The organism is Aestuarium zhoushanense, assembly GCF_056431045.1.
The window spans coordinates 514,916-537,687 of sequence record NZ_JBWKMA010000023.1 but is presented as its reverse complement, the minus strand read 5'-3'; the positions used below and the strand labels follow the sequence as shown (position 1 = coordinate 537,687).

Below are 22,772 nucleotides of genomic sequence, written 5' to 3'. Positions count from 1 at the left end.
TCTGCCCGCTACCTGTTGAGAGCGCGACATATGAGGCGGACCTAATGGATAATGAACCCATTGATCTGGGCGAAGACAGAACGCTGCTCTTGGTGGATGATGACGAACCGTTTTTGAAGCGGCTCGCCAAGGCTATGGAGAAGCGCGGGTTTTCTGTAGAAACCGCTGGCTCTGTTGTTGCTGGTAAGGCAATCGCCACCGCCCGACCGAGCGCTTATGCGGTCGTCGATCTACGGCTCGAAGATGGGAACGGTCTGGACGTTGTTGAAACGCTCCGCGAGCGCCGCCCAGACAGCCGTATTGTTGTTCTGACAGGATACGGCGCGATTGCGACGGCTGTGGCTGCAGTGAAAATCGGCGCAACGGATTATCTGTCAAAGCCAGCTGACGCCAACGACATCGTTAACGCTTTGCTGCAAAAAGGCGACGAACTGCCGCCACCGCCTGAAAATCCAATGAGCGCGGACCGCGTGCGTTGGGAGCATATCCAGCGTGTCTACGAACTGTGTGATCGCAACGTGTCGGAAACGGCGCGTCGTCTGAACATGCACCGTCGGACGCTTCAGCGTATTCTGGCAAAGCGCAGCCCGAAGTAAGGTCTACATTTCAGCAAGCAAGGCCGCGTGACGCGCGGTGAAATCCTTGCGAACCTCTACGGGAGGCCGCAAACGGATGCCGAGTTTCGCAACTAGTTGTTTGTCGAGTTTCCCAAAGAGCTTGTCCGCTTCGCTCGTGGAAAACCCCGCGATCTGTGTCGCTTCCAACCACGCGCTGACTTTGTCTGCTTCCTTAATCCGCTTCTTAATCTCAGTGGGCAATTTTGCAGGTAGCCCAAAGCGAATGTGAATGGCGGCAGTCAGCCGTTCATCCAATTCGCCGTAGTTTGGACCAACTGCCGCTTTAACAGGGCTGATCATGTCGCCGATCACGTATTCAGGCGCATCGTGCAGCAACGCCGCGAGCTTCCATTTGGTCGCGATACCTGGGTTATCGCGGCTGAAAATCTCTTCGACGAGAAGCGAATGTTCAGCGACCGAATAAGCGTAGTCGCCGATTGTTTGGCCGTTCCAGCGCGCAACAAAAGCTAATCCGTGGGCGATGTCTTCGACCTCAATATCCATTGGAGTCGGGTCCAAGAGATCGAGCCGTCGACCCGATAACATTCGTTGCCAAGCGCGGGTTTGTTTTGCGGCCATTATTTTTCCGTCCGTCGAAGTTGTCGGGATAGGTCTACAGTGCTATCTGACCCGCAACAATTGTATTGGAAAGGGCCTGGTGCCATGGATTACGTCGTTAAGGACATCTCACTTGCAGCATTTGGCCGCAAAGAATTGAACATTGCTGAAACCGAAATGCCGGGCTTGATGGCTTGCCGCGCTGAGTTCGGTGAATCAAAGCCGCTCAAGGGTGCGCGCATCGTTGGTTCTCTCCACATGACTATCCAAACCGCTGTGCTAATCGAGACGCTGGTCGCGTTGGGCGCAGACGTTCGTTGGGCATCGTGCAACATCTTCTCGACCCAAGACCACGCCGCTGCGGCGATCGCTGAGGCTGGCATTCCGGTCTTTGCGGTTAAGGGTCAAACCCTTGAAGAACATTGGGATTATCTCGACAAATCCTTCATGTTCCCCGAAGGCGCGAACATGATCCTAGACGATGGTGGCGACGCGACCCTTTACGTTTTGCTGGGTGCTCGCGCCGAAGCTGGCGAAGATATCATTCCAGTACCCCAGTCCGAAGAAGAGGCCGTTATCAAGGCGCAGATCCAGAAGCGCATGAAGGCAAGCCCGGGTTGGTTCACCAAGACCAAAGAGGCGATCCAAGGCGTATCGGAAGAGACCACCACCGGTGTTCACCGCCTCTACGACCTGCACAAAAAAGGCCAGCTTCCGTTCCCTGCGATCAACGTGAACGATTCTGTGACCAAGTCGAAGTTCGACAACAAATATGGCTGTAAAGAATCGCTCGTTGACGGCATCCGCCGCGCAACTGACGTGATGATGGCTGGTAAAGTGGCTGTTGTTTGCGGCTACGGCGACGTTGGCAAAGGTTCGGCTGCATCTCTCGCTGGCGCTGGCGCTCGTGTGAAAGTGACCGAAGCCGACCCGATCTGCGCGCTTCAGGCTGCGATGGACGGCTTTGAGGTTGTGCTGCTCGAAGACGTCGTGTCTTCGGCTGACATCTTCATCACCACCACTGGCAACAAAGACGTGATCCGCATCGAGCACATGCGCGAGATGAAGAACATGGCGATCGTTGGCAACATCGGCCACTTCGACAATGAAATTCAGGTCGCTAGCCTGCGGAACCACAAGTGGACCAACATTAAAGATCAGGTTGACATGATCGAGATGCCGTCTGGCAACAAGATCATCCTTCTTTCCGAAGGCCGCCTGCTGAACCTTGGTAACGCAACGGGTCACCCGTCGTTCGTGATGTCCGCATCCTTCACCAACCAAGTTCTGGCTCAGATCGAGCTGTGGACCAAAGGTGACGAATATCAGCCGGGCGTCTACATCCTGCCGAAACATCTGGACGAGAAAGTCGCGCGTCTGCACCTCGACCGTATTGGCGTGAAACTGACGACCCTCTCGAAAGAGCAGGCAGATTACATCGGCGTCACCGTCGAAGGCCCGTTCAAGCCAGAGCACTACCGCTACTAATCATCGGTAGATTTGCGAATTCGACCGCCGTCCCAATGGGGCGGCGGTTTTCGTTTGCGGCGATGGTGGTGTCAGAGTGCAACACAAAACATGCGAATTTTCGCAGGCATCGCGATTTAAGGGCGGATTTTGCTTTACCGTTACACGGCAGCGGGCATAGGCTTTGCTCATCCTAGGGCTGTATTTATTAATTTGGCCCGCGTGCAAAACAAACGAGGGGGCACCAGAATGGGTAAACGGGACGAATTGATCGCCAAATATGCCGACGATCTTAAGAACAAATGTGGCATGACACCGGATATGGACCTGCTGAAAAAGGTTACCATCGGCTGCGGTCCGTCGATTTACGACGCTGACGCAAGCACCGTTGCGGCCTCGCAAGAGTCCGAGCTGGACACCGTAAAAAAGAACTTCCTTATCAAAAAGCTTGGCCTGAAAGACGGCCCAGAGCTGGGCGAAGGTCTGAATGCTGTGATCGAAACCTACGGCAAGTCGGAGCGCAACAAATACCGCGCCGTTGTTTACTACATGCTGGTAAAGCACTTCGGCAAAGAAGCTGTTTACGGTTAATCCTTAGGGATTGATGAAAATGCGAAGGGCTTTTCCTTTGAGGAGAAGCCCTTTTTGAGTGTATGGGTTAGACAACCAGCCAGAACGGCAGACCTTTTCCAGCGTGTGGGAGCGCGGGTGAGAGAGGGGTCTAGCCTTCGTTGTGTGGCTGGACCCCAATCCCGTTTAAATGCCGCCCATCGTGCAGATCAATTGCCATTCTGCCTCTGTCACGGGCTGGACAGAGAGGCGAGAGTTCTTAACCAGAACCATGTCCGCCAGTTCCGCCGTAGCCTTTATTTGGTCGAGCGTTACTGGACGCGGGAATGGAGTGACCGCTTTCACGTCAACGCAATCCCATTTGGGATCGTCGGTGGTGCTGTCAGGGTGTGATGTGGCGCAGACCTCTAGGATACCGACAATCTCTAACCCTTGGCGCGAATGGTAAAAGAACCCTTTGTCGCCAATCGCCATGGCCCGCATGTTGTTGCGGGCTTGGTAGTTTCGAACGCCGTTCCATTCTTCACCCGCGTCGCCTTTGGCAACGAGGTGGTCCCAGCCGAAAACATCCGGTTCAGACTTGAACAGCCAATAGGCCATTAGCCGATCACCTTTTTCCACTCTTCGATGCGGACTTTTTCGAACAGTCCAGCTTTGGCGTAGGGATCATTGTCTGCCCAAGCCTGCGCCGCGGCGAAGTCAGCCACGTCGAGGATGATCATCGACCCGTGCATCTCGCCCGCTTGGTTCAGGAACGGGCCGGCCATTTCGACCACGCCAGTTTCCTTGATGTAGGCAAGGTGTGCCTCGCGGTTGTTAAGACGAACTTGGAGCGCGCCGTCTTTGTCTTTGGTGATGATTGCAAAACGCATTTTATTCCTCCTTGAGTGGGCGCGACAACAGCCCTTGAATAGCATCCGCGATGCTCGATTTCCCATCAAGCAGTCCAGACAACATGGTGACGATTGGCATTTCTATGCCCTTTTCACGAGCGAGTTTTGCCACAGCGTGCGTGGTTGCGACGCCTTCGACGGTGACCGTCGGATCGAACCCTTCCATGCGTCCAAGAGCTAGGCCGTAGCGATAGTTGCGGGACTGTTCCGACGTGCAGGTTAAAACCAGATCCCCAAAGCCTGACAGCCCCATCAGGGTGTCGGATTGGCCACCCATCGCGATGGAAAGACGTATCATTTCCGCCATGCCGCGCGTCATCAGGGCCGCGCGGGCGCTGTCCCCCATGCCTTCACCGATGCATGCGCCACAGGCAATCGCCATCACGTTTTTCAGCGATCCACCTAGTTCGGCGCCGATCACATCTGTTGTACGATAGAGCCGCAATGTTTTGGTCGAAAGGTCGGCTTGAAGCTGCGTGCCGACGCCGTCATCGGCGCAGGCCAAGGTCAGCGCTGTTGGCAACCCCTTTGCAATGTCCGCGGCAAAGCTCGGTCCAGTCAGGATCGCGGCGGTTGAGGTTGGGATCAGTTCAGAGATCGACGATGCAGTGCCTTTGAGCGTGGTCAGATCGATCCCTTTGGCGCAGGACACGATGGTTTTGCCAGCGAGGCGATCCGCGTGGGTCGTTAGAAACGTCCCGATCTGCTGAGCAGGAACGGCTAGTAAGATCGTGTTGGCCTGAAAAACAGTCTCTAAATCGGCGGAAACGTCGATACTTTCTGGCAAGATCACATTGGGCAGGCGGGGGGTCGCGCGGGTCGAACGCATGGCTTCTACCATTTCAGCGTCGCGCGCCCACAGGTGGACGGGTGCTTTTTTGCCCAAGGCAACGGCCAGTGCTGTGCCGAATGCGCCTGCGCCTGCTACTGCGATGGTCATGCTTTCGCTCCCTTTTTGCCAGAGCCTAAAAGGGTGGGGGCACGGTCGTCTAGTGGCCATCTTGGGCGGGCCTTAAACGTCATATCGTCGCTCTGACCTGCGAGCAATCGAACACCGCCTGCATAGGCGATCATGGCTGCGTTATCGGTGCATAGGCTCAATGGAGGCGCGACAAAATCAGTCTCTAATTCAGCGCAAAGCGCCATGAGAGCGGCCCTGATTGGCCTGTTTGCAGCCACACCACCAGCAATCGCAAAAACGCGTTTCTCAGGCTGAAGCTCGAAATATTCCATCAACGCGCGACGGGTTTTCTCGAATAAAATATCGGAAACCGCTAGTTGGAACGCTGCAGCAAGATTGGAACGGTCTTTTTCCGTTAACCCGCCTTTTTCCGTAACTACCGCATCTCGTGCGCGCAGAAGCGCGGTTTTAAGCCCTGAGAACGACATATCGCAGCCAGCACGATCTAATAGCGGGCGCGGTAGGGCAAACGCCTTTGCATCGCCAGACTGCGCCGCGCGTTCCACATGAGGACCGCCCGGTTGTGGCAGCCCCAAAAGTCGTGCCGTTTTGTCGAACGCTTCCCCAGGTGCATCGTCGATCGTTCCACCGATCCGACGGAAGGTTTCAGGCCCTTCCGCGATCAGGAACTGGCAATGCCCACCCGAGACCAGCAGCATCAGATAGGGAAATGTCACCGCATCCGTCAGGCGCGGGGTTAGTGCGTGACCCGCAAGGTGGTTTACACTGACAATCGGTAGACCAGTCGCCGTCGCGATGCCTTTTGCGCACATCACGCCAGAGAGAACGCCCCCGATCAGCCCAGGCCCAGAGGTAACGGCGATCCCGTCGATGTCGTCTAAGGTCATACCTGCTTCGGCCAAGGCCTCTTCGACGCAAATATCAACGCGCTCCGCATGGGCGCGGGCCGCAATTTCAGGCACCACGCCGCCAAAGTCCGCATGTAGGTCGTTTTGACCCTTCACAACCGACGCGAGGACGGTCGCGGTATCATCCAAACGCACGACCGCGGCCGCTGTGTCGTCACAGCTGCTTTCGATGCCAAGTATGGTCAGGGCTTTTGTCATGTGGTCCTGTTGGTTAGGTGTTAATGGCAGGTATCACTCTGCACGCGCCTGAACAATGCCGGAGCCGCTATGACCATTCTTGTTCTCACTCGCCCTCAAGCCGACTCTGAGCGGTTTTTAGCTGCGGTCGAGGCGGAGTTTGGCCCTGTGAAGGCGGTTATTTCCCCCGTGATAGAGGTGGTTTCGCTACCCGTTGATCTGCCGTCCTATGATGAGGTTATCCTAACTTCGGCGAATGGGGTGGCAGAGGCGAAGCGGCTGGGTGTCAAAGCTGGGACGCGAGCGTGGTGCGTTGGTCAAAGAACGGCGATCATTGCTTCTGAGGCTGGATTAGAGCCTATTTCTGCCGATGGAAATGCGGACGACTTGGTTGATCTTATCCTGTCCCAGCCCACAGGAACGCTCTGCCATATTCGCGGGATTCACTCGCGGGGGCAGGTCTCTGCGCGGCTCATCGCGCAGGGCCGCCTGTGTAAAGAGGCGATAGCCTACGATCAGCGCGATATTCCCCCCACAGAGGCTGCGCTTCAGGCTCTCGCGGGGACTGATCCAATCGTTCTGCCGTTATTTTCACCGCGTAGCGCATTGCTGATTCCAGCGGTTCAACAGGCCCCTGTGCATGTCATTGCCATGAGCAGTGCTGTTGCGGCTGAGGTGGCCGACCTTGGCGCGGATACTGTTACAATCGCTGAAAATCCCAATTTCGATGCCATGCTTGCGGCGACCTGTCGCCGTCTGGACAGCCTTTTGCGGCGTGGTCGTGCTTGAGGCGCGACGCGGCAGGGCATAGGTTGGACTTAAATTTTAATGGGTTGCGAGGATTCGTCAGTGTCAGAGGAAGAAAAGCCGAAAGTCGAACCAGAAGTTGAAGCCACGAGTGGTGAAAAACTTGATGACGACGAGCAGGCGACTGAACAAACCGATGACATCGAAGATGCCGAAGTCGTCGAGGACGACGCGCCAGAAGATAATGAAGCTCTAACCGAAGAGCCGTCAGGCGACGATCAAGCCATTGTCGAAGAAGAAAAGCCGGAAACTCCTGCTGCTGCGCAGTCCGAAAGGCCCCGAAAAGGTGGATTTTTGGGTGTTGTGCTTGGCGGTTTGATCGCTGGTGGCATCGGCTATGGCACGGCGTGGTATACGTTGCCCAAGGTTGATCCTGCTGCAATCGACGCCCAATCGACAGAGATCGCTGAGTTGCGGAAGTCGATTGAGACTCTGCAGGCGTTTGACCCAGAGGCGATGATCGACAGCACGGTCGGCGCTCGCACGGATGCTGTTCAGCGTGATTTGACGGCCTCGATTGCTGAGATCGCGACCAAATTGGATGCAATCGATACGCGGATCGCTGCAGTAGAGGCGCTCCCGCTCGGCGGTGAAGCCACTGTCGCGTCGATTACGCAAACTGTGCAGGCCCAATCTGATGCGCTGCGTGCAGAATTGGCGGAGCAAGAGGCGCGGATCCAATCCATAGCCTCCGCAACGGCGGATCAGTTGCAACAAGCCCGCGATGCCGCCGCCGCCGATGAGGCCGCAGCTGCGGAGGCCGAAAAAGCAGCGATGCAACGTGTTGCGATTGCGCGTGTTCAAACAGCGTTAGAGGCAGGGACACCCTTTGCCGATGCGCTTCCTGATCTGGAATCGGTGCTTGGTGTCTCGATCCCAGCTGGGCTTGCAGCCCCTGCAGAAGAGGGCGTCGCGACCTTGGTCACATTGCAGGATGATTTCCCTGCCGCCGCCCGTGCTGCACTCGATGCGGCTCGTCGTGCTGGTGTGGCAGGTGAAACGGGCGGCACGGTTGGTGGGTTCATGAGCAACCTGTTCAACGTGCGCTCCGTGGCTCCGCGTGAGGGCACTGACGTGGACGCTATCCTCTCCCGTGCCGAAGCTGCGGTCCGCGATGGACGTGTAGCGGACGCAATTGCAGAACTTGATGGTCTACCCGAACAGGCAGCGGCGCAAACTGCTGCATGGCGCGAACTGGCAGAGACGCGGCTCGCCGCTTTTGCCGCGCTTGATGACCTAGTTGTAACGATGAACCAGTGAGGCCCCGATGATGCTTTGGTCCCTAATTAAGATCCTTGCCTTCGTGTTGGGCGTAACTGCACTGACCTACGGTGCGATGGAATTGTCCCAAATTCAGGGCGAGGTGCTGATCACCTTCGCGGGTTTAGAAATGCGGCTCGGCCCCCTTGAACTCGCTTTCGCTCTTGTCGGCATGGTCGTTCTCACTTGGGTCATGTTCAAGCTGTTTGGCATGTTGGTGGCGTTTCTCAAGTTCCTGAACGGCGATGAAACGGCTGTATCGCGCTACTTCACCCGCAACCGAGTAGAACGTGGGTATCAAGCTCTAACAGAAGGCATGATGGCTGTTGCCTCTGGCGAGGGACACCTTGCGTTGGCCAAAGCCGCCAAGGCTGAAAAGCTGCTCGATAAGCCTGAACTGACGACCCTCTTGATTGCCCAAGCCGCAGAGGTCGCAGGCGATAGCAAGAAGGCGGAAGCTGCATATAAGCTCCTCCTGACCGAAGACCGTACACGTTTTGTCGGCATCCGTGGGCTGATGCAGCAGAAACTTGCAGCGGGTGATACTGACACAGCGCTGAAGCTCGCGCAGAAAGCCTTTGAGCTGAAGCCCAAGCATGAAGCCACTCAGGACACTCTCCTGAAACTTCAGGCCGATAGCGGCGATTGGACGGGCGCACGTGCGACCTTGGCTGCTAAGGCGAAGTCGGGTGGCTTGCCCAAAGATGTGCTCCGTCGTCGCGATGCGGTCTTGGCCCTGTCCGAGGCCAAAGACCTGATCAGCGAAGACTCGTCGATCGATGTTCAAGAGGCTGCAATTGCCGCCAACAAACAGTCGCCCGACCTGATCCCCGCAGCGGTCATGGCCGCGCGCGCGCACATCGCCAAAGGCAAACCCAAGCTCGCTGCGCGTGTTTTGACAAAGGCTTGGACCGCGAAACCGCATCCTGATCTCGCCGCTACTTTTGCCGAGATTGAGCCAAACGAAACACCCGCCCAACGCCTGAAACGCTTTAACGCGCTGACCAAAGTGAACCCGACTGACCCCGAAACCCAAATGCTCTTGGCCGAGTTGCAGATCGCAGCCGAGGATTTCCCGGCGGCCCGTCGCGCGCTGGGCTCCTTGCCCGAAGATGCACCAACCGCACGCGTCCTGACGCTCATGGCGGCGATTGAACGCGGGTCTGGGTCTGAGGATCAAGTGGTTCGCGGTTGGCTGACCAAAGCACTCGTGGCACCACGCGGTCCGCAATGGATTTGCGACAAATGTCAGAGCATACATGCCGAGTGGGAACCCGTCTGCCAAAGCTGCGGATCGTTCGACACGCTTTCGTGGAAAGCGCCCGCCAAGGCCGAAGTTGCAATGCCCGCTGGCACTGAGATGCTACCGCTCATCGTGGGGGCCACGCCGTCGCCTGACGAGGAAGATGAAATCGAAGCTGAGGATATTTCCTCAGCCGAGGTTCAAAAATAACACTTTTCGGGGCGGCACAGCAGTGTTAATAGCCGCCCCAGCGCCGCTGTAGCTCAGCTGGTAGAGCACGTCATTCGTAATGATGGGGTCGGGGGTTCGAGTCCCTTCAGCGGCACCAGTTTTTCTGGAAGAGTATTGAGCTATTGTTTCTAGTGGATTCAGTCCGCCAGAGACTCAGCCCGCCACATCAGCGCCGTTACATTCAACCGATGCCAATGGTGCGGTCATTGCAAAGATGTCGACCAGACCGCAGTTGCCTTTGACCAGGTCTTCGAGCGTGACGAGGTCAAGCTCGTGAAAGAACGCCTCGAGTGCGCGGCCGATGGCGACGCGAAGGCGGCAGGCTTTTACCAATGGGCAGGTGTTTGTGGCTTCAGAGAAGCACTCCGTAAAAGGAACGTCTGCCTCAAAAATGCGGAACACTTCGCCGATATTGATTTTGGCTGCGTCCCGCGCCAACCGAACCCCGCCAGTGCGACCGCGTGTTGCGTCCACGAACCCGTTTACGTGCAGCGTATGAACGACCTGCGCCAAATGGTTGGCGGAGGCGTTGCAGGCGTCTGCAATGATGGACGATGGCGTGATCTGGTCCAAATGTGTGCCGCAATACATCAAAACGCGTATCGCAAGGTTTGTGCGGGTGGTGAGACGCAACTGAAACTTCCTCTCATCAACTGATTAGAGGTCAAAAATCACGTTTCTGTGCGCCCGTAACTGATCCAGATCAGAATCTTGGTGCGTTTTCGCGGAAAACTTTAGTCTGATATGCAGAATTTGCCCTGATCCGATGATATTCGGATCAGGGCTTAGGCATTAGATGACGGCTTCGAATAGCGCGCGAACGTTTGCCTCGTTCAGTTCGACGGGGTTACCGCCGCAGGACGGATCGGCAAGCGCTGCTGGAACCAATTCGTCGATCTTGTCCAAAGTTGCACCCATTTCGCGGAGTTTGCGCGGGATGGCGAAGCTGTCGTTGAACTCTTGGACAAAGCTGCGGAACCCGTCAAAGTCACCTGACACGCCGATATAGCTGGCTGCGCGATCAAAACGATCAGCGATCAGCGGCGCGTTCAGCTCAAGAACGGCAGGCATACACACAGCGTTGGTTGTGCCGTGGTGCGTGTTGAAAACTGCGCCGATCGGGTGCGACAGCGCGTGAATAGCGCCGAGGCCCTTTTGGAAGGCCACTGCCCCCATCGCAGCTGCTGCCATCATGTTTGCGCGAGCCTCAAGGTCGGTGCCGTCTGCATAAGCGCGTGGCAGGTTTTCGACGACCAAGCGCATCCCTTCGAGCGCGATACCTTGGCTCATCGGGTGATAGAACGGGCTGCTGAAAGCTTCGACACAGTGGGCAAAGGCATCGAGGCCTGTGCCAGCAGTGATGAACTTCGGCATGCCGACGGTCAGTTCAGGGTCTGAAATCACAACGGTCGGCAGAACCTTCGGGTGGAAGATGATCTTTTTGACGTGTGTTTCCGAATTGGTGATGACCGAGGCGCGGCCCACTTCGGACCCTGTGCCAGCAGTCGTCGGAACAGCGATGATCGGCGCGATCGCGTCCGCATCCGCACGGGTCCACCAGTCGCCAATGTCCTCAAAGTCCCAAATCGGACGGGTTTGACCCGCCATGAAAGCGACCATTTTACCGAGGTCGAGGCCAGAGCCACCACCAAAGGCAATCACGCCGTCATGACCGCCCGCTTTGTAGGCTTCAACGCCCGCAGCAAGGTTCAATTCGGTCGGGTTAGGGTCTACTTCGGCGAAAATCGCGCGACCGAAACCAGCCTCGTCCATGATGTCCAAGGTCTGCTGTGTGATCGCCATGCTGGCAAGCCCACGGTCCGTCACCAAGAGCGGGCGTGTGATGCCTGCTTGGGCCAATGCCGCAGGAAGCTCTTTGATCCGGCCTGCGCCGAATTTCACAGCGGTCGGATAGGACCAGTTACCGATGAGGTTCATTTCGTCACCTTCTTGAGATGGTAGGATTTTGGACGTGTGAGGTTATGGTAGCCGATCACGGACAAGCCACCGCCGCGACCCGTATCTTTGCAGCCCGTCCAGCACAAACCCGGATCGAGGTAGTCCGCTCGGTTAAGGAACACAGTGCCCGTTTCGAGCTGATCGCCCACGGCCTGCGCGCGCTCCACATCTTGGGTCCAGAGGGACACCGTCAGGCCGTAGTCGCTGTCGTTCATCAGCGCGACGGCTTCGGCGTCGGACGAAACCTTCATGATGCCAACGACAGGGCCGAACGACTCTTCACGCATGACGCGCATGTCGTGGGTGACGTTGGTCAGGATTTGCGGCGTCAGGTAAGCTGCACCATCGTCACCTTCCATTGTCGGGATATGGGCAACGGCACCAGCCTCAACAGCCTCTGCGATCTGCGCACGGACCTCTGTTGCAAAGCGGACGTTGGCCATCGGGCCAATCGTCGTGTCGCTGTCCATCGGATTGCCGAGCTTGTAGCCCTTAACCACCGCAACGGCCTTTTCGACAAAGGCATCATAGAGGCTTTCGTGGACGTAAATCCGTTCGATGCCACAGCAGCATTGACCAGAGTTGAACATCGCTGCGTCAACCAGCGTATCAACGGCTGCATCCAGATCGGCGTCCTCCATGACGTAACCTGGGTCTTTACCGCCGAGCTCTAGGCCAACACCCGTAAAGGTGCCCGCCGCAGCGCGCTCCATCGCCTTGCCGCCGCCAACAGAGCCTGTGAAATTCACAAAGTTAAAGGCGCGACCTGCGATCAGATCATTGGTTGTGTCGTGGTCGAGGAAGACGTTGATAAACACGTCCTCTGGCACGCCAGCGGAATGGAACGCCTTAGCCATACGTTCGCCGACCAATAGGGTCTGCGTCGCATGTTTGAGGATAACCGTGTTGCCCGCGATCAGCGCTGGCGCGACCGTGTTGATCGCTGTCATGTAGGGGTAGTTCCACGGCGCCACGACGAACACGACGCCATGCGGAACACGTTTGATGTAGCGTTTAAAGGTCGCGTCTTCGCCCACTTGCATGTCCGCAAGGCTGCTTTCTGCGATCTGCGCCATATAGCTCGCGCGTTCTTCAAAGCCGCGGAATTCGCCACCGTAGCGCACAGGGCGACCCATCATATGCGCCAGTTCTGGCACGACTTCATCATTCATCGCGCCAACGGCAGCGACGCCGGCCAGCACCAGATCAATGCGTTCCTTCAGCGGACGCGCGGCCCATGCGGCCTGTGCTGCACGAGCGCGTTCGGCGACGGCAAAAGCCTCATCGCGGCTCAGCGTATCACGGGTGGCGTAAACTGACCCGTCGATGGGCGAAATACACTTCAGTTGCCCTGTCATAATGTCCTCATAGGGTTAAGAGCGTTCAAAGCCGCGTGCGACTTCGTAATCAGTCACGACGCGGTCAAAATCTTCGATTTCTACTTCTGCGGCGCGGGCGTAATGGTCAACGGCCCAGTCACCGAATGCTTCGCGGAGCATGTCAGATTTCACCAATGCAGACCGAGCATCGCGGAGCGTTTGCGGGATCGACTCGACCTCTGCGTCATAGGCATCCCCAGTGAATGGCGCGCCGAGGGTCAGGCCTTCTTCGATACCCGCGATACCAGCGGCAAGCTGAGCCGCCATCGCGAGATATGGGTTCAAATCGGACCCACCCACGCGACATTCAACACGAACGCCTTTGGTGTTTTCACCGCACAGACGGAAGCCCGCAGTACGGTTATCGACCGACCAGATGATCCGCGTCGGAGCAAAGGTGCCTTTCTGGAACCGCTTGTAGCTGTTGATGTAGGGCGCGAGGAAATAGGTGTAATCCGCTGCGTATTTCAGCAGACCCGCCATGTAGGACTTCATCACCGCCGACATGCCGCGTTTGTCCGCAGGATCATAAAACGCGTTCGCGCCGTCTTTCCAGAGTGACTGGTGAACGTGAGCGGAAGAGCCAACCTTGCTATGGTGATACTTCGCCATAAAGCTCGCCGCGTGACCGTTCTGCCAACCTATCTCCTTGATCGCATTTTTGGCGATGGTGTGGTAGTCGGCCGTCAGCATCGCTTCGGCGTATTTGATGTTCAGTTCTTCCTGACCCGCCTCGGCCTCACCTTTCGAGTTTTCGATCGGGATACCTGCGGCGTAAAGGTGATTACGGATCGGGCGCATGACGCCTTCTTCCTTGGTCGTTTGGAAGATGTGGTAGTCTTCGTTATAGCCCGAAATAGGCTCTAAATCGCGGAAATTGCTCTTGCGGATGTGGTCATAGCTCTTCTCAAACAAGAAGAATTCGAGCTCAGTCGCCATCATCGCGGTATAGCCCAACGCCTCAAGCCGTTTGATCTGCTTTTTCAGCATCGCACGGGGGGAGTGTTCGACTTCTTTGTGGGTGTGGTGGTCGATCAGGTCGCACAGAACCATCGCTGTGCCTTCGAGCCACGGCACAGGGCGGATCGTGCTTAGATCAGGCTTCATCACGTAGTCGCCATAACCCGCTTCCCACGAGGTCGAGGCGTAGCCGTCAGGCGTCGCCATCTCGAGGTCGGTGGCCAGCAGGTAGTTGCAGCAATGGGTTTCTTCCCACGCGCTGTCGATAAAATGCTGGGCATGGAACCGTTTGCCCATGAGGCGACCCTGCATGTCGATACCGCAGACCAAGATGGTATCGTAAGTGCCGTCAGATACCCGAGCCTTGAGCGTGTCGAAGTCTAGCATGGCGATGTTCTCCGTCGTTTAGGTGCCCTGCCGATGGGATACCGGCAGGGCGATTGCTCTTAGCTGTAGCGGTAAGGACGGCCTGCTTTGGCCATGTCCGCGTTGTATTTCTTGATGATCTCAACAACGCGCGCTTTGGTCGGGGATTCTGCGGCGATCTCGTCCCAGAATTCCATCGCTTTGGCTTCGACGGTTGCCCATTCAGCATCCGGGATCGAGGTGAGCTGCATCTTGGTGCCATCGACACGCAGCGATGCTTCACCGCCCCAATACCACCACTGACGATAGTAGTGCGACTGGTCGGTGCAGACGCGGAACAGGGTCTGTAGGTCCTCAGGCAGCTCGTTCCAACGATCCATATTTGCAAAGAACGACCCTGCCCAAGCGCCAGAGATGTTGTTTGTGAGGAAGTAGTTGGTCACGTCAGCCCAGCCGACGGTGTAGTCTTCGGTGATGCCCGACCACGCAATACCGTCCAGTTCGCCTGTCTGCATCGCGACTTCCACGTCTTCCCACGGAATAGTCACTGGAACGACGCCGAACTGGGACATAAAGCGGCCAGCCGTCGGGAAGGTAAAGATACGCTTGCCCTGAAGATCAGCGAGGCTGTTGATCGGGTCTTTGGTTGCAAAGTGGCAGGGGTCCCACGAACCAGCCGAGATGTGTTTGACGCCAACCTTGGAGTATTCTTCGTCCCAGATTTCGTTCAGGCCGTATTGGTTGAACAGCACTGGCACGTCGAGCGAGTAGCGCGATGCGAAGGGGAAGTAGCCGCCGAACACGGTCACTTCGGTCGGGGACGCCATGGAGTCATCGTCCGACTGCACCGCATCAATGGTGCCGCGCTGCATGGCGCGGAACAATTCGCCTGTCGGAACCAGTTGGTCCGCGAAGTAGAGTTCGATCTGCATGCGGTCGCCTGCGATCTTGTTGAACATGTCGATTGCGGGTTTCACAACATGCTCAGCCAGAGCCGGACCCGCATAGGTCTGCATCCGCCAAGTGATGGTCGATTGAGCAATAGCCGGAGCCGCGAGTGGCGTTGCCAATGCGCCGACACCAGCGGTGGCTAGAAACTTACGTCTTGTCGTCATTTCTCTTCTCCTTGTTGGGGTTGATCGGCCCTGTTCAGGCTCTTTTATTGGTTAATTTCCGTAAACCGAGTTCGGCAGCCACATCGCGATGTCGGGAATGATCATCACGAGAGTAAGTGCCAACACCATCAGCATCACAAACGGCACGATGGAGCGGTAGATATCGCGAAGTCCGATCTCTGGCGGGGCCATGGCCCGCATGAGAAAGAGGTTATAGCCAAAAGGCGGCGTCATATATGCGATCTGCGTGGTGATCGTGTAGAGAACGCCATACCAAATTAGGTCAAAGCCTAGTTGATCCACCAGCGGCACATAGAGCGGCGCCACAATCACCAGCATTGCCGTATCGTCTAGGAAGGTGCCCATGATGATAAAGCTCAGCTGCATCAGGATCAGGATTGTCCAAGGGCTCAGGTGCATTTGTTCGGTGAACAGGTCCTTAATCGCATTAACCGCGCCCAAGCCGTCAAAGATCGCCCCAAAGCCGAGCGCGGCTAGAATGATCCACATGAACATGCACGAAATGCCCAAGGTCTGTTTGACCGAGGTCTCAAAGACGTCTTTCGTCATGCGGCCTTTCAGAACGGCAGCAACAAACGCCGCCATTGCGCCAATCGCAGAGCTTTCCACCAGCGAGGTCCAGCCGTTCACAAACGGCACCATCATCGATGCAAAGATCACCAGCGGCAGAACACCAGCGCGCAGCAGGCGCATCTTTTCAGCGGTCGAGACATTGCGCTCATCCTCGGGCAGCGCAGGGCCGAGGTCGGGATTAATGCGGCAGCGAATGTAGATATAGATGATGAACATCGCGGCCATCATCAGACCAGGCACTACCCCAGCGAGCCACAGTTGCCCAACAGGCTGACGCGCGATCATCGCATAAAGCACGAGAACAACAGAGGGCGGCACGAGGATGCCAAGCGACGATCCCGCCTGAATAACGCCCGTCACCATGATCTTATCGTATTTGCGCTTTAGCAGTTCAGGCAGCGCAATCGTTGCACCAATCGCCATGCCCGCGACTGACAAACCGTTCATTGCAGAGATCAGAACCATCAGGCCAATGGTCCCGATGGCCAGACCGCCGCGCACGGGACCCATCCAAACGTGGAACATCTTGTAGAGGTCATCTGCGATCTTCGATTCCGACAGCACGTAGCCCATGAAAATGAACATCGGCAGTGTGAGCATCGGATACCATTTCATCAGCTTCATCGCGGCTGAGAACGGCACGTCTACACCACCCACACCCCAGAGCATCATGCCCGCGGCAGCACCAACAAAGCCGATAGCCCCAAAGACGCGCTGCCCCGTAAAGAGCATCACCATCATGGTGCTGAACATCACTATGGCGATCATTTCATAGGACATCAGAGTTCAACTCCACGAATGCGGCCAATATCTCGGAAGAATTCGGCAAGGACTTGTAGGATCATCAGGAATACGCCTGCTGCAAGGATCAGCTTGATCGGCCAGATGTGAGGCCGCCATGCGGTAGAGCTTCGTTCTAGATAGCCCAGTTCCTCGCCCGCTGCGGTCGGTCCGCCAGTGACAAAGGCGACGATCAGATCCTTGAAATAGGTGATCGGCTCGGTGCCGAAATATCCCAGCGAATAAGACAAAGAGCCCAGCGCGCCATAGAGCAGCACGCCCAAATAAAAGAGCAGGAAGAACACGGTAAAGCCGTCCATCCACGCTTTCTGTTTGGTCGACCAATTGCCGTAAAACAGGTCCATCCGCACGTTTGACCCGAGCTGGATCGAGTATGGCCCGCCCAAGACATAATAAGCGACCATGATGAACTGTGCTGTCTCAAGCGTCCAAAGCGACGGCGTAAAGAAGGTCTTGGATACCGATGACCAGAGCAGAACGCCGATCAGGGCGAAAATCCCATACATCGCGATCCGACCGATAAAGCGGTTAATCGCGTCAATCACGTGGATGTAGCTTACGATCACACTAGGCATTCATGACCTCCAAACTGGCGAGTGCCGGACGTAAAAGTGCCAAGAGTTGATGTGCCACATCGCGCTGGGCATCAGGTGTATCGATAAGGTCATTGCGGACCTCGATCATCACATTGGCGATGCCGTTAGAAATACCATGCAAGCGCAAAGAATGGGTTACACCATCGTCCGGTCCATACGGCTGGTTGCGTTCAACCCCCAACGCAATGGCATCGGATTGCGCGATCATCGCATCGGCGAGCCGTGTATCGCTGTCGTGCAGGATACCGATCTCAGTCGCACGAGGCTTCCCGAAATAGATCGGGGTAAAGCTGTGCATTGTCACGATCGCCATCGGATTAGTGCGGCTCGAGATGGCCTCGGCCACCGCTTCGCAGAAGGGCGCATAGACGGACTCGGTCCGTTCGTCCCTTTGTTCTTGGGTCAGGCCGCGGTTGCCGGGCACTTTGATCAGTTCAGAGGTTTCGGGCATTGCGCTGGGCGCTTCGGGCGGGCGATTGCAGTCATAGACCAACCGCGACACTGTTGATGCGACCAAAGGTGCATCCAAAGCAGCAGACAGGATCTGGGCGACGAGCAAGGCACCTGGATCCCACGCCGCGTGGCTTTTGCGGTCGTTTTCCGCCAAACCAAGGCCATTATACCGTTCGGGAATAGCGTGTGATGCATGTTCGCAGAGAATCACGACCGGAGATTTTCCCTCCGGATTAAACACCTCAACCGCCGATGTTCGTTGCGTTTTCGCCGCTTTGTTCATGCGATTTCCCTGTCGTTTGTAAAAATCTTTCCACACACTTTGCTAGTGCGTCAATAATTTTCCTAAACGGTGGTGTTGAATCTTTTCTTGCGGTTTGATCAATCGCAGCGTCTGCTTAGGAAAGCAGCATTTGTGAAAGCGAGGCGTTGTGTCTGAACCGAAAACCACCGTGCGCGAACTGATCCGCGAGAAATACGCGACGCTGACCGCTTCCGAAAAGAAGCTCGCCAATGCGCTGTTGGAAAACTACCCGGCGGCGGGGATCGCCTCTATCACGGTCGTGGCGCAGAACGCGGATGTATCGACGCCGACCGTGGCGCGTATGGTGGGAAAACTCGGGTTCAAGGGCTTCCCACAGTTTCACCAGTCCTTGCTGTCTGAATTGCAGGCGAAGGTTCAGGGTCCCACCCAGCGCCGCGCGAACTGGGCGACCGAAGCCCCAGAGTCACACCTTCTTAACCGCTTCTCTCAGGCGATCACGCGCAACCTCAGTCAGACACTATCCAACGTCGATCACGATAAATTCGATAAGGCTGCAGGGTGTTTGGCTGATACAAACGGGCGGCTCTATATCGTGGGTGGGCGCATAACGCGTGCCTTGGCCGAATACGCGTTTACCCATTTCCAAGCGATCCGCGAACGCGTCACTCACATGACCAGCTCGTCCGCGACGTGGCCGCACTATGTGTTGGATATGGTCACAGGCGACACGCTTCTGATGTTCGACATTCGCCGCTACGAGACGAACCTCCTCCGCCTCGCCGAACTTGCCAAAGAGCGCGGCGTCACGGTCATCGTCGTGACGGACCAATGGGCAAGCCCGATCGCCAGCATCGCGGACTACACATTTAACTGTTGGGTCGAAATTCCCTCGGCTTGGGACTCGAACGTTTCAACGATGATGTTGCTCGAAACTTTGATCGCTGCGGTCCAAGAGGAAAACTGGCCGCGCGCCAAGGACCGCTATGAACGGCTCGACGAGATCTTTGAGGCCGCACGCCTGTTCCGCAAACCCTAAAGCGCGATGATGTGGTTGTCCCAGTTCACACGATGCTGCGCGACCTGCGTCGCGATACCATCGCGAACGGCGGCGATATTGCCGAACCCGTCGCTGGACAGATAGCCGTCCGTGCCCGCGACCAAGCCACAAACATCGGGCTGGATCACTGCACCGAGGAAGGCTCCGTTCTCATCAAACCGATGCAAACGCCCGCCCTTGGGCGATGAAATCGCAACCTCGGAACCGTCGGGGGCAAAGGCAATCGACCCCGCGTATCCCTGCATCGGATATTCGTCAGATAGGGGCGCTTGGGCCAGAACAGGGTCTGATCCGCGACAATGAAGCCCCAACAACGGCGGTAAATAAGACGGGTCATCCTGCCACTGCATCGCAAAGGCCACGAGGCCATCATCGCGCACTGCCAGATGGCGGATGGAGTTGAAATGCAGGTCCGCTTCGAGCGTGACGATCTCTTCCACGCCATCCAAGGTCAGATAAACAAGGTTCGGTTGCATCGCGCCAACATTTAGCGGCGTCCGCCCACCTGGGTCCGTTTGAATGCCTCCGTTCGCTACGACCAGCGTTCGCAGATCTGGCATCAATCGCACATCATGGGGGCCGACCCCAAAGGTGTCCAATTCACCGAGGCGAGAATAACCGTTCTCGGCATCCCAGAGCCCCAATCGCCCCGCGCTATCGCTAGAACGCTGCTCTGTTGTGATCAGAATACTGCCATTGTCGACATAGAGCCCATGACCATTGAAGTGGTTACACTCGGGGGCCTGCAGGTCTTTGAGAATTGATCCACTTACACAATCAATCACGATCGCATAGTTTCCAGGACGACGGGCAAAGGCGACGGCGATGGGCTGTGTTGGGTGACCTGCGCCAGCATGTCCTCGTGCGGGCAGTGGAACCCGAAATGTGATCGCGCCCTCAGGTGTGAGGCCGAACAGTGCGTAATCGTCCCCTTCTTTCGCGGCGGCGATATAGGACGGGCTGCCCACGCTTGCCCATGTTAGACGAGGCGTCGCTGCGGCAGCTAAAAACGTGGTTAAAAAGCGGCGGCGTGTGGTCATATCAATCCCCGTCAGAGGCGTTAAAGCCCGCCGAAATGCCCATGACAGAGCCTATTTCGTTCGAAATCGCGTTCTTAACCCCATCAACCTTCTGGCCGAGGATTTGCAGCTTCAGCCAGCTTTGGGAGTTGTCCGCGATATCGGAAAAGCTCGGGTCAGGGATGGCGTTCGCTGCGTCGTGGAATTCGGCAACGGCCTGCGCTGTAGCAGGCAAAGGTGTGCCCATGAGTTCGACCGCTTGGGCATATGCCGTATCGACCGCCAGCACGATATTGCGAAGCGAACGGTCGGATCGCCATGCCTCGGCCCGCGTTGGGCGCGGACGGGCAAAATCGGCTAATGGCCGACCCACGCGACTATCGGCGGTGAATTCGAGTGAGTTCACGATCTGCGTATAAAGCGTCGCAAACGCATCGGCATCGGACACAATGGGCAGTGTTTCCCCGTCGCCCTGCCCTTGGATGATCAGCGCATAGCGATCCTGCCAGTCCGTCGCCTGTGCGTGCGCCTCGCGGGCAATGTCAGCGGCGACGCGTTGGACATAGGCACAGGTGTAACTATCGGCATCGTAGCCATCGAACCGGTCGTCAAAAAGTAGCATTTCGAGCGCGAACAAACCACGGCCTGCGATCGAAGACTCGGCAAAGCCTTCGGCATCGTTGATCAACGGGTCAGTGTCCGCAATCATCGCAGAAAGCGTCTTGGCCGTGAAACCACGCTCATCGGGCCAAAACGCGATGTACAGGGCACCATTCTCGGTCGGTCCGATCCGCAAATGTTGAACGCTCATCCAAGCGTCAAACACTGCGTTATACTGCGGACGCATCGTTTCAATACCGCAATCTGCGGTAGCCATTTCGGCCATTTGGGCTGCAACAGTGTCGAATTTTGCGAAATCTGGCAGCACGTTGTTCGACATGACCGACGCGACATCCGCCGCCGCAGGCGTTGCGCAAATCAGGGCAAAGGCGAGTGGGCGTATCATAGGCTCTCCAAGAAACGGATGAGGGCGTCGCGGTCGTCTTTCGGCATGGAAACCACTGCATCGCGATGCGGTTGTGCCTCACCACCATGCCACAAAACAGCCTCAAGCAAGGACCGCGCACGACCATCATGCAGGAAATAGGTATGACCGCTGACCTGTTCGGTCAAACCAATCCCCCAGAGCGGCGGCGTCCGCCATTCGGTGCCCGTTGCGCGAGCTTCGGGACGGTGATCGGCGAGGCCTTCGCCCATGTCGTGCAGCAACAGGTCCGAATAAGGCCAGATCAGCTGAAACGACTGCTCTGGCTGATCCTCCAGACGTGCGGTGACGAATTTTGGAGTGTGACATGCGGTGCAGCCCGTTTCGTAAAAGATTTCTTTACCGAGAAGCACCTCTGGATCATCCAAATCGCGCCGTGCAGGGACCGCCAAATTGCGAGAGTAGAAGGTCACCAGATCAAGCCCATCGTCATCAATTTCAAGCCCGCTATGCGCCTCATCGCCACCGTCGATTGCAGCGCGGCACGCCGCTTGAGTATCGGTGCATTCGCCCCAACCATTCTGATGTAGTGGGGTCGAGATCCCAATATCACCAGCAAACGCATCGGCGGACTGCTGACGAATGGTCGGAGCGCCCGCTTTTAGGCCGAAACGACCCAACATTGGCTGATCAAATTCGGCGGACCAAACGATATTGGCCCTACCGGAAATCCCGTCACCATCGGCATCAGTTTCATCCACAAGGGCGAGGATATCCGCCGCTGGAATCGCTTCCAGAAGTCCGAGTCCAATCATCTGCGGGGCAATACGCGGCGACAACTTCGCGTCAGGGTGAAGGTCGCCGTAGCCGAGATCAGCAGCGCGGTAGGTTGGGTTGCGAAGCGTCACCACTTCGCCGCCAGCCAGTTCGACCTCGATGTCCTCGTATTCAATGTCGAGTCGGTATTCCGCATCGTGGCCTGCGATTCCGAAATCTTGGAGCTGTAGCCCATAGGTCGGATCAGGTGCGGTTGGTATAAAATCGGATATGGCCTTGATCACCTCGTCATCTGACGCGGGGATCGAGATGCGCAGGAACATTGAAATCGCGTTGTCGTTCGGGCCTTCGGGCGGATGGCCGCGCCCGTCCTTGAGGTGGCAATTCTGGCATCCCCGCGCGTTATAAAGCGGCCCTAAACCGTCAGAAGCGAGCGTCGATGATGGGGCCGAGACCCATATTTTCCGAAATAGCCCATCCCCGACTTTAAAGTCCAATTCGCACTCAAAACTGATATTGCTGGACGGTTGCGAAAACGCGTCAGAGGTCGAATGGACGCGCACCGTCGCGGCACCAGCGGGGCGTTCTTCGAACCGTTCAGGGGTCGTGAAATCCGTCGTCGGCTGCACAATCGCCGCGATACGCGCCGCTTCCTCCGCGGTGCGTGGCACTACGTTCAGGTGAAGGTCGCTGATCTCTTGGGCAACCGCGGCAAAGGGAAGGGCGGTGGCAAAAACGACGGAAGCAAATTTCATGGTAAACCTATGGTCTAGAGGGCCGCGCAGCGCGCGAC

Annotated in this window: 23 protein-coding genes and 1 tRNA gene; 8 read left to right on the top strand and 16 right to left on the bottom strand. The window is 56.8% G+C overall.

Annotation, left to right across the window (positions count from 1 at the left end; translation table 11 throughout):
- Positions 1–44 precede the first annotated feature (44 nt).
- On the top strand, positions 45–596 hold the full coding sequence (locus AC07ED_RS14360) for an ActR/PrrA/RegA family redox response regulator transcription factor (RefSeq protein WP_067552343.1): 552 nt from the start codon (positions 45–47) through the stop codon (positions 594–596).
- A gap of 3 nt (positions 597–599) precedes the next feature.
- On the opposite strand, the gene AC07ED_RS14355 is transcribed toward AC07ED_RS14360, so the two are convergent.
- Positions 600–1,196 carry an HD domain-containing protein gene (locus AC07ED_RS14355; RefSeq protein ID WP_105236208.1) on the bottom strand — a complete coding sequence of 199 codons (597 nt, stop codon included), beginning with the start codon at positions 1,194–1,196 and terminating at the stop codon, positions 600–602.
- Between the two features lie 84 nt (positions 1,197–1,280).
- Here AC07ED_RS14355 and ahcY point away from each other — a divergent pair, with 84 nt between their 5' ends.
- The gene (gene ahcY, locus AC07ED_RS14350) at positions 1,281–2,663 is read left to right on the top strand and encodes an adenosylhomocysteinase (RefSeq protein ID WP_067552336.1); all 1,383 of its coding nucleotides are present in this window, start codon (positions 1,281–1,283) and stop codon (positions 2,661–2,663) included.
- A 228-nt stretch (positions 2,664–2,891) separates the two neighbouring features.
- Complete coding sequence (locus AC07ED_RS14345) at positions 2,892–3,233, top strand: DUF2853 family protein (RefSeq protein ID WP_105236209.1); 342 nt, start codon at positions 2,892–2,894, stop codon at positions 3,231–3,233.
- 165 nt (positions 3,234–3,398) lie between these two features.
- Here AC07ED_RS14345 and AC07ED_RS14340 read toward each other — a convergent pair whose 3' ends face one another.
- From AC07ED_RS14340 to tsaD, 4 genes are read right to left on the bottom strand one after another with little or no spacing between them, the layout of a single operon-like run.
- Positions 3,399–3,812 (bottom strand): EVE domain-containing protein, encoded by a 414-nt coding sequence (locus AC07ED_RS14340; RefSeq protein WP_105236210.1) that lies wholly within the window; start codon positions 3,810–3,812, stop codon positions 3,399–3,401.
- Positions 3,812–4,084: a YciI family protein gene (locus AC07ED_RS14335; RefSeq protein WP_105236211.1), complete on the bottom strand. Its 273-nt coding sequence runs from the start codon at positions 4,082–4,084 to the stop codon at positions 3,812–3,814. Before AC07ED_RS14335 ends, AC07ED_RS14340 begins: the two co-directional genes overlap by 1 nt.
- 1 nt (position 4,085) lies before the next feature.
- Positions 4,086–5,045 carry an NAD(P)H-dependent glycerol-3-phosphate dehydrogenase gene (locus tag AC07ED_RS14330; RefSeq protein WP_105236212.1) on the bottom strand — a complete coding sequence of 320 codons (960 nt, stop codon included), beginning with the start codon at positions 5,043–5,045 and terminating at the stop codon, positions 4,086–4,088.
- Positions 5,042–6,133, bottom strand: coding sequence for a tRNA (adenosine(37)-N6)-threonylcarbamoyltransferase complex transferase subunit TsaD (gene tsaD, locus AC07ED_RS14325; RefSeq protein ID WP_105236213.1), 1,092 nt, complete (start codon positions 6,131–6,133; stop codon positions 5,042–5,044). The genes AC07ED_RS14330 and tsaD overlap by 4 nt, the downstream gene beginning before the upstream one ends.
- Positions 6,134–6,202: 69 nt before the next feature.
- On the opposite strand from tsaD, the gene AC07ED_RS14320 reads away from it, so the two are divergent.
- The 4 genes from AC07ED_RS14320 (at position 6,203) to AC07ED_RS14305 (ending at position 9,750) form a co-directional block, all read left to right on the top strand.
- Positions 6,203–6,901 carry a uroporphyrinogen-III synthase gene (locus tag AC07ED_RS14320; RefSeq protein ID WP_105236214.1) on the top strand — a complete coding sequence of 233 codons (699 nt, stop codon included), beginning with the start codon at positions 6,203–6,205 and terminating at the stop codon, positions 6,899–6,901.
- 60 nt (positions 6,902–6,961) lie between these two features.
- The gene (locus tag AC07ED_RS14315) at positions 6,962–8,179 is read left to right on the top strand and encodes a hypothetical protein (protein ID WP_158664572.1); all 1,218 of its coding nucleotides are present in this window, start codon (positions 6,962–6,964) and stop codon (positions 8,177–8,179) included.
- A 10-nt stretch (positions 8,180–8,189) separates the two neighbouring features.
- A complete protein-coding gene (locus tag AC07ED_RS14310) occupies positions 8,190–9,632 on the top strand; it encodes a heme biosynthesis protein HemY (protein ID WP_105236439.1) in 1,443 nt (480 codons plus the stop codon).
- Between the two features lie 42 nt (positions 9,633–9,674).
- Positions 9,675–9,750, top strand: a tRNA-Thr gene (locus tag AC07ED_RS14305).
- A 56-nt stretch (positions 9,751–9,806) separates the two neighbouring features.
- On the opposite strand, the gene AC07ED_RS14300 is transcribed toward AC07ED_RS14305, so the two are convergent.
- The 8 genes from AC07ED_RS14300 to AC07ED_RS14265 form a co-directional block, all read right to left on the bottom strand.
- On the bottom strand, positions 9,807–10,286 hold the full coding sequence (locus AC07ED_RS14300) for an RrF2 family transcriptional regulator (protein ID WP_105236216.1): 480 nt from the start codon (positions 10,284–10,286) through the stop codon (positions 9,807–9,809).
- 159 nt (positions 10,287–10,445) lie between these two features.
- A complete protein-coding gene (locus AC07ED_RS14295; RefSeq protein ID WP_105236217.1) occupies positions 10,446–11,591 on the bottom strand; it encodes an iron-containing alcohol dehydrogenase in 1,146 nt (381 codons plus the stop codon).
- The gene (locus AC07ED_RS14290) at positions 11,588–12,970 is read right to left on the bottom strand and encodes an aldehyde dehydrogenase family protein (protein WP_105236218.1); all 1,383 of its coding nucleotides are present in this window, start codon (positions 12,968–12,970) and stop codon (positions 11,588–11,590) included. The genes AC07ED_RS14295 and AC07ED_RS14290 overlap by 4 nt, the downstream gene beginning before the upstream one ends.
- 15 nt (positions 12,971–12,985) lie before the next feature.
- Positions 12,986–14,338: a glutamine synthetase family protein gene (locus AC07ED_RS14285; RefSeq protein WP_105236219.1), complete on the bottom strand. Its 1,353-nt coding sequence runs from the start codon at positions 14,336–14,338 to the stop codon at positions 12,986–12,988.
- A 59-nt stretch (positions 14,339–14,397) separates the two neighbouring features.
- Positions 14,398–15,432: a TRAP transporter substrate-binding protein gene (locus AC07ED_RS14280; protein WP_105236220.1), complete on the bottom strand. Its 1,035-nt coding sequence runs from the start codon at positions 15,430–15,432 to the stop codon at positions 14,398–14,400.
- Between the two features lie 51 nt (positions 15,433–15,483).
- Positions 15,484–16,806, bottom strand: coding sequence for a TRAP transporter large permease (locus AC07ED_RS14275; RefSeq protein ID WP_105236221.1), 1,323 nt, complete (start codon positions 16,804–16,806; stop codon positions 15,484–15,486).
- Positions 16,806–17,402, bottom strand: coding sequence for a TRAP transporter small permease subunit (locus AC07ED_RS14270; protein ID WP_105236222.1), 597 nt, complete (start codon positions 17,400–17,402; stop codon positions 16,806–16,808). Before AC07ED_RS14270 ends, AC07ED_RS14275 begins: the two co-directional genes overlap by 1 nt.
- A complete protein-coding gene (locus AC07ED_RS14265; protein WP_105236223.1) occupies positions 17,395–18,159 on the bottom strand; it encodes an N-formylglutamate amidohydrolase in 765 nt (254 codons plus the stop codon). The genes AC07ED_RS14270 and AC07ED_RS14265 overlap by 8 nt, the downstream gene beginning before the upstream one ends.
- Positions 18,160–18,307: 148 nt before the next feature.
- Here AC07ED_RS14265 and AC07ED_RS14260 point away from each other — a divergent pair, with 148 nt between their 5' ends.
- Positions 18,308–19,177, top strand: coding sequence for a MurR/RpiR family transcriptional regulator (locus tag AC07ED_RS14260; RefSeq protein WP_105236224.1), 870 nt, complete (start codon positions 18,308–18,310; stop codon positions 19,175–19,177).
- Here AC07ED_RS14260 and AC07ED_RS14255 read toward each other — a convergent pair.
- Genes AC07ED_RS14255 through AC07ED_RS14245 form a run of 3 tightly spaced genes read right to left on the bottom strand, consistent with a single transcriptional unit; the run spans position 19,174 to position 22,734 of the window.
- The gene (locus tag AC07ED_RS14255) at positions 19,174–20,238 is read right to left on the bottom strand and encodes a DUF1513 domain-containing protein (RefSeq protein WP_105236225.1); all 1,065 of its coding nucleotides are present in this window, start codon (positions 20,236–20,238) and stop codon (positions 19,174–19,176) included. The two genes, AC07ED_RS14260 and AC07ED_RS14255, sit on opposite strands and share 4 nt — an antisense overlap.
- Before the next feature lies 1 nt (position 20,239).
- Entirely contained in the window at positions 20,240–21,223 is a 984-nt protein-coding gene (locus AC07ED_RS14250; protein WP_105236226.1) for an imelysin family protein, read from the bottom strand.
- Positions 21,220–22,734 (bottom strand): di-heme oxidoreductase family protein, encoded by a 1,515-nt coding sequence (locus AC07ED_RS14245; protein WP_105236227.1) that lies wholly within the window; start codon positions 22,732–22,734, stop codon positions 21,220–21,222. The genes AC07ED_RS14250 and AC07ED_RS14245 overlap by 4 nt, the downstream gene beginning before the upstream one ends.
- Positions 22,735–22,772: the final 38 nt, after the last annotated feature.

Coding starts and splice junctions, on each gene's coding strand:
- AC07ED_RS14250 (WP_105236226.1), bottom strand. CDS start 21,223: ATGATACGCCCACTCGCCTTTGCCCTGATTTGCGCAACGCCTGCGGCG.
- AC07ED_RS14275 (WP_105236221.1), bottom strand. CDS start 16,806: ATGTCCTATGAAATGATCGCCATAGTGATGTTCAGCACCATGATGGTG.
- AC07ED_RS14295 (WP_105236217.1), bottom strand. CDS start 11,591: ATGAACCTCATCGGTAACTGGTCCTATCCGACCGCTGTGAAATTCGGC.
- tsaD (WP_105236213.1), bottom strand. CDS start 6,133: ATGACAAAAGCCCTGACCATACTTGGCATCGAAAGCAGCTGTGACGAC.
- AC07ED_RS14285 (WP_105236219.1), bottom strand. CDS start 14,338: ATGCTAGACTTCGACACGCTCAAGGCTCGGGTATCTGACGGCACTTAC.
- AC07ED_RS14330 (WP_105236212.1), bottom strand. CDS start 5,045: ATGACCATCGCAGTAGCAGGCGCAGGCGCATTCGGCACAGCACTGGCC.
- AC07ED_RS14340 (WP_105236210.1), bottom strand. CDS start 3,812: ATGGCCTATTGGCTGTTCAAGTCTGAACCGGATGTTTTCGGCTGGGAC.
- AC07ED_RS14360 (WP_067552343.1), top strand. CDS start 45: ATGGATAATGAACCCATTGATCTGGGCGAAGACAGAACGCTGCTCTTG.
- AC07ED_RS14255 (WP_105236225.1), bottom strand. CDS start 20,238: ATGACCACACGCCGCCGCTTTTTAACCACGTTTTTAGCTGCCGCAGCG.
- AC07ED_RS14265 (WP_105236223.1), bottom strand. CDS start 18,159: ATGAACAAAGCGGCGAAAACGCAACGAACATCGGCGGTTGAGGTGTTT.
- AC07ED_RS14355 (WP_105236208.1), bottom strand. CDS start 1,196: ATGGCCGCAAAACAAACCCGCGCTTGGCAACGAATGTTATCGGGTCGA.
- AC07ED_RS14310 (WP_105236439.1), top strand. CDS start 8,190: ATGCTTTGGTCCCTAATTAAGATCCTTGCCTTCGTGTTGGGCGTAACT.
- AC07ED_RS14320 (WP_105236214.1), top strand. CDS start 6,203: ATGACCATTCTTGTTCTCACTCGCCCTCAAGCCGACTCTGAGCGGTTT.
- AC07ED_RS14345 (WP_105236209.1), top strand. CDS start 2,892: ATGGGTAAACGGGACGAATTGATCGCCAAATATGCCGACGATCTTAAG.
- AC07ED_RS14270 (WP_105236222.1), bottom strand. CDS start 17,402: ATGCCTAGTGTGATCGTAAGCTACATCCACGTGATTGACGCGATTAAC.
- AC07ED_RS14335 (WP_105236211.1), bottom strand. CDS start 4,084: ATGCGTTTTGCAATCATCACCAAAGACAAAGACGGCGCGCTCCAAGTT.
- AC07ED_RS14290 (WP_105236218.1), bottom strand. CDS start 12,970: ATGACAGGGCAACTGAAGTGTATTTCGCCCATCGACGGGTCAGTTTAC.
- AC07ED_RS14280 (WP_105236220.1), bottom strand. CDS start 15,432: ATGACGACAAGACGTAAGTTTCTAGCCACCGCTGGTGTCGGCGCATTG.
- AC07ED_RS14245 (WP_105236227.1), bottom strand. CDS start 22,734: ATGAAATTTGCTTCCGTCGTTTTTGCCACCGCCCTTCCCTTTGCCGCG.
- ahcY (WP_067552336.1), top strand. CDS start 1,281: ATGGATTACGTCGTTAAGGACATCTCACTTGCAGCATTTGGCCGCAAA.